At 73.3% G+C, this 6,665-nt stretch carries 7 protein-coding genes and 1 pseudogene; 4 read left to right on the top strand and 4 right to left on the bottom strand.

Going from position 1 to position 6,665, the window contains the following annotated elements; all coding sequences use genetic code 11:
• Positions 1-15 precede the first annotated feature (15 nt).
• From ACWCO3_RS29415 to ACWCO3_RS29400, 4 genes are all read right to left on the bottom strand, one after another.
• A complete protein-coding gene (locus ACWCO3_RS29415) occupies positions 16-1,221 on the bottom strand; it encodes an alpha/beta hydrolase family protein (RefSeq protein ID WP_450013139.1) in 1,206 nt (401 codons plus the stop codon).
• A gap of 208 nt (positions 1,222-1,429) precedes the next feature.
• Positions 1,430-2,221: a GntR family transcriptional regulator gene (locus tag ACWCO3_RS29410; protein ID WP_145782101.1), complete on the bottom strand. Its 792-nt coding sequence runs from the start codon at positions 2,219-2,221 to the stop codon at positions 1,430-1,432.
• Positions 2,222-2,249: 28 nt separating this feature from the next.
• A complete protein-coding gene (locus ACWCO3_RS29405; RefSeq protein WP_450013137.1) occupies positions 2,250-2,876 on the bottom strand; it encodes an HAD family hydrolase in 627 nt (208 codons plus the stop codon).
• 65 nt (positions 2,877-2,941) lie between these two features.
• Entirely contained in the window at positions 2,942-3,802 is an 861-nt protein-coding gene (locus ACWCO3_RS29400; RefSeq protein WP_357929304.1) for a carbon-nitrogen hydrolase family protein, read from the bottom strand.
• A gap of 77 nt (positions 3,803-3,879) precedes the next feature.
• Between ACWCO3_RS29400 and ACWCO3_RS29395 the strand changes: the two genes are divergently transcribed.
• The 4 genes and pseudogenes from ACWCO3_RS29395 to ACWCO3_RS29380 all read left to right on the top strand — a co-directional run.
• On the top strand, positions 3,880-4,452 hold the full coding sequence (locus ACWCO3_RS29395) for a TetR/AcrR family transcriptional regulator (RefSeq protein ID WP_030337284.1): 573 nt from the start codon (positions 3,880-3,882) through the stop codon (positions 4,450-4,452).
• Positions 4,453-4,533: 81 nt separating this feature from the next.
• Positions 4,534-5,457 carry a TIGR04222 domain-containing membrane protein gene (locus ACWCO3_RS29390; RefSeq protein WP_450013134.1) on the top strand — a complete coding sequence of 308 codons (924 nt, stop codon included), beginning with the start codon at positions 4,534-4,536 and terminating at the stop codon, positions 5,455-5,457.
• Positions 5,454-6,272, top strand: a complete 819-nt coding sequence (locus tag ACWCO3_RS29385) for a DUF692 domain-containing protein (RefSeq protein ID WP_145779883.1) — start codon at positions 5,454-5,456, stop codon at positions 6,270-6,272. The genes ACWCO3_RS29390 and ACWCO3_RS29385 overlap by 4 nt, the downstream gene beginning before the upstream one ends.
• Positions 6,269-6,665 (top strand): annotated as a pseudogene (locus tag ACWCO3_RS29380) (hypothetical protein); the annotation flags it as partial. The gene ACWCO3_RS29385 and the pseudogene ACWCO3_RS29380, both read left to right, overlap by 4 nt.

The raw sequence follows: 6,665 nt of genomic DNA, 5'->3' as shown, positions 1-6,665 counted from the left end.
CACGTCGGTGCGGGGTCAGCGCACCGGCCGGGGCGTTGCGGGGTGATTGCCCGCGTTGACCAACTCGGCGACCGCCTCGCGGGGGCTCTTCTGGGCGCCCCGCTGCCGCAGGTGCAGGTCGAAGAAAGCCAGCGGGTACGCCTGCCCGATGCGGACCGCGCGGGTGGGGTCGAGGGTGCCGATCCAGTCGACGAGGTCCTCGTCGCTCATCCCGATGATGCGTGCCAGTTGCGGCACCAGCCACTGGTTGTCGCCGTACGACGAGTGGATTGCCGCCTCGGCCTGAATGTTGAGCCGCCATCCGCGCAGGTGCGTGAAGAACTCGGCGACGGCGGGCTTCGTGGTCCGGGTGTACTCCGCCGTCATCAGCATGAACGGTCGGTACAGGTCGGTAGTGGGCGGCGGCTGCGACACCATCGGGCCGTCGAGGCTCAGCCCTGCGCGGACCCGCCGGTCGGTGCCCATGGTCAGGGCCGTCGCGGTGCCGCCCTTCGACCAGCCGAACATGCCGATCCGGTTCAAGTCGAGGGCGCTTCCGAGCCCGGCCGGCAGCCGTGCGTGTCCGACGTCGGGGTTGCGCCCGGCGGCGAGGTCGGCGATCTGGTCGAGGACGAACCTGAGGTCCCGGCTGTAGGTCCACGGGGTGGCGTCGTAGTTGTCCTCCTGGACGGTGACGCGACCGTCGGGGAACTCGCTGAACCCGTCGTAGGTGTGGTCCACAGTGACCACCACGTACCCGTGGCTGGCGAGCTCCTGCACCACGATGGTGGTGTCCGAGCGGTGGCTTCCGGCGCCGTGCGAGTACACGACCACCGGCAGCCGCCGACCCGGGTGCAGAACCGGGGCGCCCTCGTGCCCGGCGGTCAGCGGCGCCCGCGCGGCCTCGGGGTTGAACCCGGCGGAGTCCAGCAGCATGCGCATCGACGCGGCGGTCATCCATGGGGCGAGCGGGTACCGCCGCACGTCGCGAGCGGGATACCAGACGCTGATCATCAGCTCCCGATGCCGTCCCGGCCCGGCCAGTGGATCCGGCTGCGACCGGTCGACCAGGTGCAGCGGCACCGTACCCACCCGGTACGGCCCGGTCGGCGCGGGCAGGGTGAGCCGAGCCGGGCCCGAGTCGGCAGGGGCCGCCGTGGCGCGGCCGGCCACGCCGGCAATGCCGATCGGAACGCCGACCCCGGCCGCCAGCGCGGCCCCGACCAGGCCACGGCGCGTCATTCCCCGTCCACCGAGAGCTTTCATGGTTGGCATGGGATCTCCCCAGGTTGCTCGACACCGGAACGGAGCGCCCGGCCATCGATTACACTCGCAGTATAGATACCGAGTGTATAGATGCAACGGTGGCGGCTCGTCGATGGCGGGAGCTCCGAGGGCTCAGCCGGTTCTCGCGGATCTACCGGGCGGGCTGCGATCCGCGCGGCGTCTGTCAGCCCAGGACCAGGCCGGGGTCGGGTTCCGGGTCGGGGGTGGGGCCGGGGATCTTGTACTCCTCGGTGAGGGTGGTCATCGGGCCGGGCCAGGTGGCCTGAGCAACCTCGATCGGTTTGCGGTTTGCGTCGTACGCGACGTGCAGCAGGTGCAGCACCGGGGTGTCCGGCCTGATCTGGAGGGTCTCAGCCTCCTCTCGGCTGGGCTGGCGGGCGCTGATCGTGTCGGTGGCCGAGACGTACCGCCGGCCGGTGACCTCTTCGGCCTCCTGGTAGAGGGGTCGGCCGAACGCCTCGGCGCGCTCCAACGAGGTGCCCGTGGTGTCGCGGGGCAGGAACCAGGAGGCGCCCACCTCGACGGGGGAGTCGTCGGTGCGGACGAGGTGCCGGCGGCAGAGCAGGTTGGTGCCGTCGGAGACGCCGAACGCGTCGGCGACCTCGGCGGGCGCGGGGGACAGGCCGACGGAGACGAGCTGCTGGCGGTACCGTGCGGCCAGGTCGGTGTGATAGCCGCGGAAGCCGCCGTACCGGCCCCGGGAGAGCCGGTTGAGTCGGCGCCGGGTGCCCCGGACGTACGTACCAGAGCCGGGTTTGGTGATCAGGATGCCCTCGACCCGCAGCTGGTCGACGGCGCGTTGCACGGTCTGCTTGGCGACGCCGAACATCTCGGCGATGGCCGGGATGGACGGCAGTCGCTCGCCCGGCCCCCAGTCGCCCCGGCGGACCTGGGCCTTGAGCTGCGCGGCGATCTGTCGGTGCGGGAACTCAGCGGCCCCGGGATTGATCTGCACACCCGCCTCCTTGATCACATCTAGGTTCCTAGGATGCCTTAGAGGGTGTGACGGCGCCACCCCGGACACACCAAAACGGGCCCCCGGACCACAAAAGGTCCGAAGGCCCGCAGCGGGGCAGCCCGACGGCGGCGGCGCCGCCGATGTCCGCCTCCGGGCTGTCGCCGACCACCCAGGCGCCGCGCAGCGGCATCCGGACCCGTTGGGCGGCCAGCGCGAAGATCCTCGGGTTGGGCTTGCTGACCCCGGCCTCCTCGGAGATCACCCAGTCCGCGACGTACCGGTCCAGGCCGGTCTGGCGGATCTTGGCGTCCTCGACGCGTACCGTGCCGTTGCAGACCACCACCGGCACCCAGCCGGCGTCGTCGGCGATCCGCAGCGCGCAGGCGGTCAGCGGGTCGAGCCGGGTCTGCGCCACCACCCCGTCGTGCAGCTCCTCCACCAGGTCGATCGAGGGAATGCGCAGCTCGTAGCGGTCCCGGATGGCGTCGGCGAGATCCCAGCGGTCGGTCAGACCGTCGGCGTCGATCGAGACCAGCCAGTCGATGTCCGTGTGGGGCGCGCCGATGCCGTCCAGGAAGCGCTCACCCCAGCGGCGGAACGGCCCGGCCCGATCCAGCAGGGTGTTGTCCAGGTCCAGCAGGAGCAGTGGCACTCGGGCACCCTACGGGACCGACGTGTCCGCCAACAGAGCCGGCGGGTATCGACCTCACGACGTGCTCAGCCGGACATCGACACCCGGGCGCCGCCCTGGTCCGGCAGTCGATCGGCGAGCATCGAATGCGCCGTGCGGGTGGCCGCGAGCACGGCGGGATCCAGCGTCGCCACGAGCACCGCCGTGCCCTCGTCGGCGCCCCGCGCCAGCACCCGACCCTCGGGGTCGTAGATCGCGGCGCCGCCGTTGAAACGCCACGGGTCGTCGCCGCCGACCGCGTTGGCGAAGACCACGAACATCGTGTTGTCCAGGGCGCGCGCGGCGTAGTACAGGTCCCGGCGGTGCTCGGAGCTGGCCAGGTATCCGCTGGGGCACAGGTAACCGTGTGCGCCGTCGAGGGCGGCGGCCCGCCCGTGCTCGGGGAAGCAGCCGTCGTAGCAGATGCCGAGCCCGAGCCGCCAGCCGTCGACGAGCAGCGTGGCACCCCGACCGCCGGCGCTGAACAGCTCGCGTTCGTCACCCCACAGCTGCTGCTTGTCGTACCCCACCCGGACCTCGCCGGCCCGGTCGACCACGAGCGCGGCGATGGTCCGCCGACCGTCCGGGTGCCGGACGGCGGCACCGACCACGACGGTGACGCCGGCCTCGCGCGCCGCGGCGCGCAGCGGGTCGAGCCGGGGATCCGCGACCACTCCGGCCGGATCGGCCGCGACGTCCGTGCCGACCGGGTCGGCGGCCAGGGTCGGCGGGTGGTACGCGCAGAGGAACAGCTCCGGCAGTACTGCCACCCGGGTGCCCCGCTGACCGGCTTGGCGGACGAGGTCGGCGGCGAGGAGCGCGTTGCCGGCGACGTCTCCCGGCACGGGTGTGGCCTGGATGGTGGCCACGGTCAGCGGAGCGGCGGGGACGGTCTGCGGCGAGGTCACCGGGCGATGGTAGTTGGCAAGCTCCCAAGCCGTACGTACGGTTTGCGTGACCCGGGGTGACCTGCAACGATCGACGCGTGCCCAGAGTAAGTCAGGACCAGCTCGATGCGCGCCGGCAGGAGATCCTCGCCGCGGCCCGGGCGTGTTTCGCCCGGCTCGGCTACGAGGGGGCGACCGTCCGCCGCCTCGAGGAGGCCACCGGCCTGTCCCGTGGCGCCATCTTCCACCACTTCCGGGACAAGGACTCGCTCTTCCTGGCCGTCGCTGAGGACGACGCCGCGGCCATGGTCGAGACGGTCGCCCGCAACGGTCTGGTGCAGGTGATGCGTGACCTGCTCGCCCGCGCCGTCTCCCCGGACACCACCGGCTGGTTGGGCAGTCAACTGGAGGTCTCCCGCCGCCTGCGTACCGACCCGGCGTTCGCCAAGCGCTGGGCGGAGCGGTCCGCCGCGATCGCCGAGGCGACCCGCGACCGGCTGGCCCGCCAGCGCGACGCCGGGGTGCTACGCGAGGACGTCCCGATCGACGTGCTGGCCCAGTTCCTGGAGCTGGCCTACGACGGGCTGGTGCTGCACCTGGCCATGGGGCGACCGGCCGGCGACCTGGGCCCGGTGCTCGACCTCGTCGAGGAGGCGGTCCGCCGCCACTGAGCGCGCGGACAGCGGTCTGTCGGCCGTGGCGAGGCTGCTCCACAATGGGGCCGCGGATCCCTCCGGTGACAGGAGCAGTCGATGATCGTGCACGCCGCGTCCGGTGACACCTGGGGCATCTCCGGCCCGACCTTCCTCCGCTACTACCTCCTAGCGACCGCCGTGGTGGTGGTCGTCGCGGTGTACCACCGGATCCGTCTGGCGGCCAATTCGACCACCGCCATGACCGCCGATCCACTCGGGCCGCAGCAGGTCGCGTACCTCAACGGTGGACCTCGACTCGCCGTAAACGCTGCGATCGGCGGCCTGCGCGGCAGCGGTGCGATCGGCGTGCGCCCGGACCGCCGACTGACCACCATCGGCGCCGCGCCGACCGGGCTCACCCCACTGGACCAGGCCATCCACTGGGCCGCGCACCAACATGCCCGCGTCGGGGACCTGCCGCGGGACGAGCGCGTACGCGTCGCGCTGGACCAGATCCGCAACGGCCTGGAGCAGCGGGGTCTGCTGACGAACGACGCGCAGCGCGCGCGTGCCCGCTTCTGGACCAGGCTCCTGATCGGCCTGCTGGGCCTCGGCGTGCTCCGGTTGGCCTCCGGTCTGTTCAGCGGTCGCCCGGTCGGTTACCTGCTACTGACCCTGGTGGCGCTCCTGATCGTCACTCTGGTGCTGCGCCGCCCGCCCGCGGTCACCCGGGCCGGTCGGGCCGCGCTGCGCGGCGTGCGCCGCGAGCACACCCACCTCGCCCCGGCCTCCGCGCCGGCCTACGCCACCTACGGAGCGGCCGGCGCGGCGATGGGCGTGGCCCTGTACGGCACCGCCTCGCTCTGGGCACTCGACCCGGGCTTCGCCGAGCAGGCCGAGATCCAGCGCCAGGCCGCCTCCGGCAGTGGCTGGAGCGGAGGCGCCGACGGGTCGTCGGGCGGCGGCGACAGCTCCGGCTCGGACGGCGGCAGCTCCTGCGGTGGAGGCGGTGGATGCGGCGGCGGGGGGTGCGGCGGATGACCGGCCCGTCCGGGGTCGGCATCGGTTGGCGTCCGGAGATCGCCGGTTTCGTGGCCGAGCTGCCCGGGCTGCGGTTCGTCGAGGTCGTGGCCGAGGCGGTCCCCGCGTCCGGGCCGCTCCCACTCGGTCTGGCACAGCTGCGGGAGCGCGCGGTGACTGTCGTACCCCATGGGGTGCGGCTCTCCCTCGGTGGCGCCGAACCGGTCGACCCGACCCGGGTCGCGCACCTGGCCGCGGTGGCGCAACGCGTCGACGCCCCGCTGGTCAGCGAACACATCGCGTTCGTCCGGGCCGGCGGCCTGGAGGCCGGGCACCTGCTGCCGCTGCCCCGCAGCCGGGAGGCGGTCGACGCGGTCTGCGCCAACGTGGCGCGGGCCCAGGCCGAACTGCCGGTGCCGATCGCGCTGGAACCGATCGCCGCGCTTGTCGACTGGCCCGACGACGAGTTGGACGAGGCGGACTTCCTCACCGAGATCCTCGACCGGACCGGCGCGCTGTTGCTGCTGGACGTCGCCAACGTGCACGCCAACGCCCGCAACCGGGGCACCGATCCGCTCGCGTTGCTGGACCGACTGCCGCTGGACCGGGTCGCGTACGCCCACGTGGCCGGCGGCGCGGAGCACGGCGGCTTCTACCACGACACCCACACCGACCCGGTGCCTGCGGCGGTGCTGGAGCTGCTGGGCGCGCTCTGCGCCCGGCAGCGACCACCGGCGCTGCTGCTGGAACGGGACGGCCACTACCCGCCGGCCGCCGTGCTCCGCGCCGAACTGGACGCCCTGGCCGCCACCGCCGGCTTCCCGGCCGTGACATGACCGACGCGGGCGACGGCAGGCCGACACCCCGGGCGGGGCTGGCCGAACGGCAGGCCGAACTGGTCGCGGCGCTGGTCGCCGGGGGTCCACCGCCGGCGGGTTTCGCCCCGGGACCGCTGGCCGCCACCCGGGCCGCGCTGCTGCGCAAGCGGGCCGGCGACGTGGCCCGGCACTGGCCGCTCCTCGCCGCCGGCCTCGGCGTCGGATGGTCGACGACCTTCGCCGACTGGGCCGCCCGGCGACCCACCGCCGGGTCACTGCGCGACGGTTGGGACCTGGCCCGCGCGCTGCGTGACCAGACCGTGCGGCGGTGGCTGCCGGTGGGGCTGATCGGCATGTGCATACCGATGTCCGTCTCCCGGTCGGCGATCCTGGCTGTCGGTGTCGCGATGG

The sequence above is a fragment of the Micromonospora sp. NPDC002411 genome, from assembly GCF_053592955.1.
This window is presented reverse-complemented; position numbering and strand designations above follow the sequence as displayed.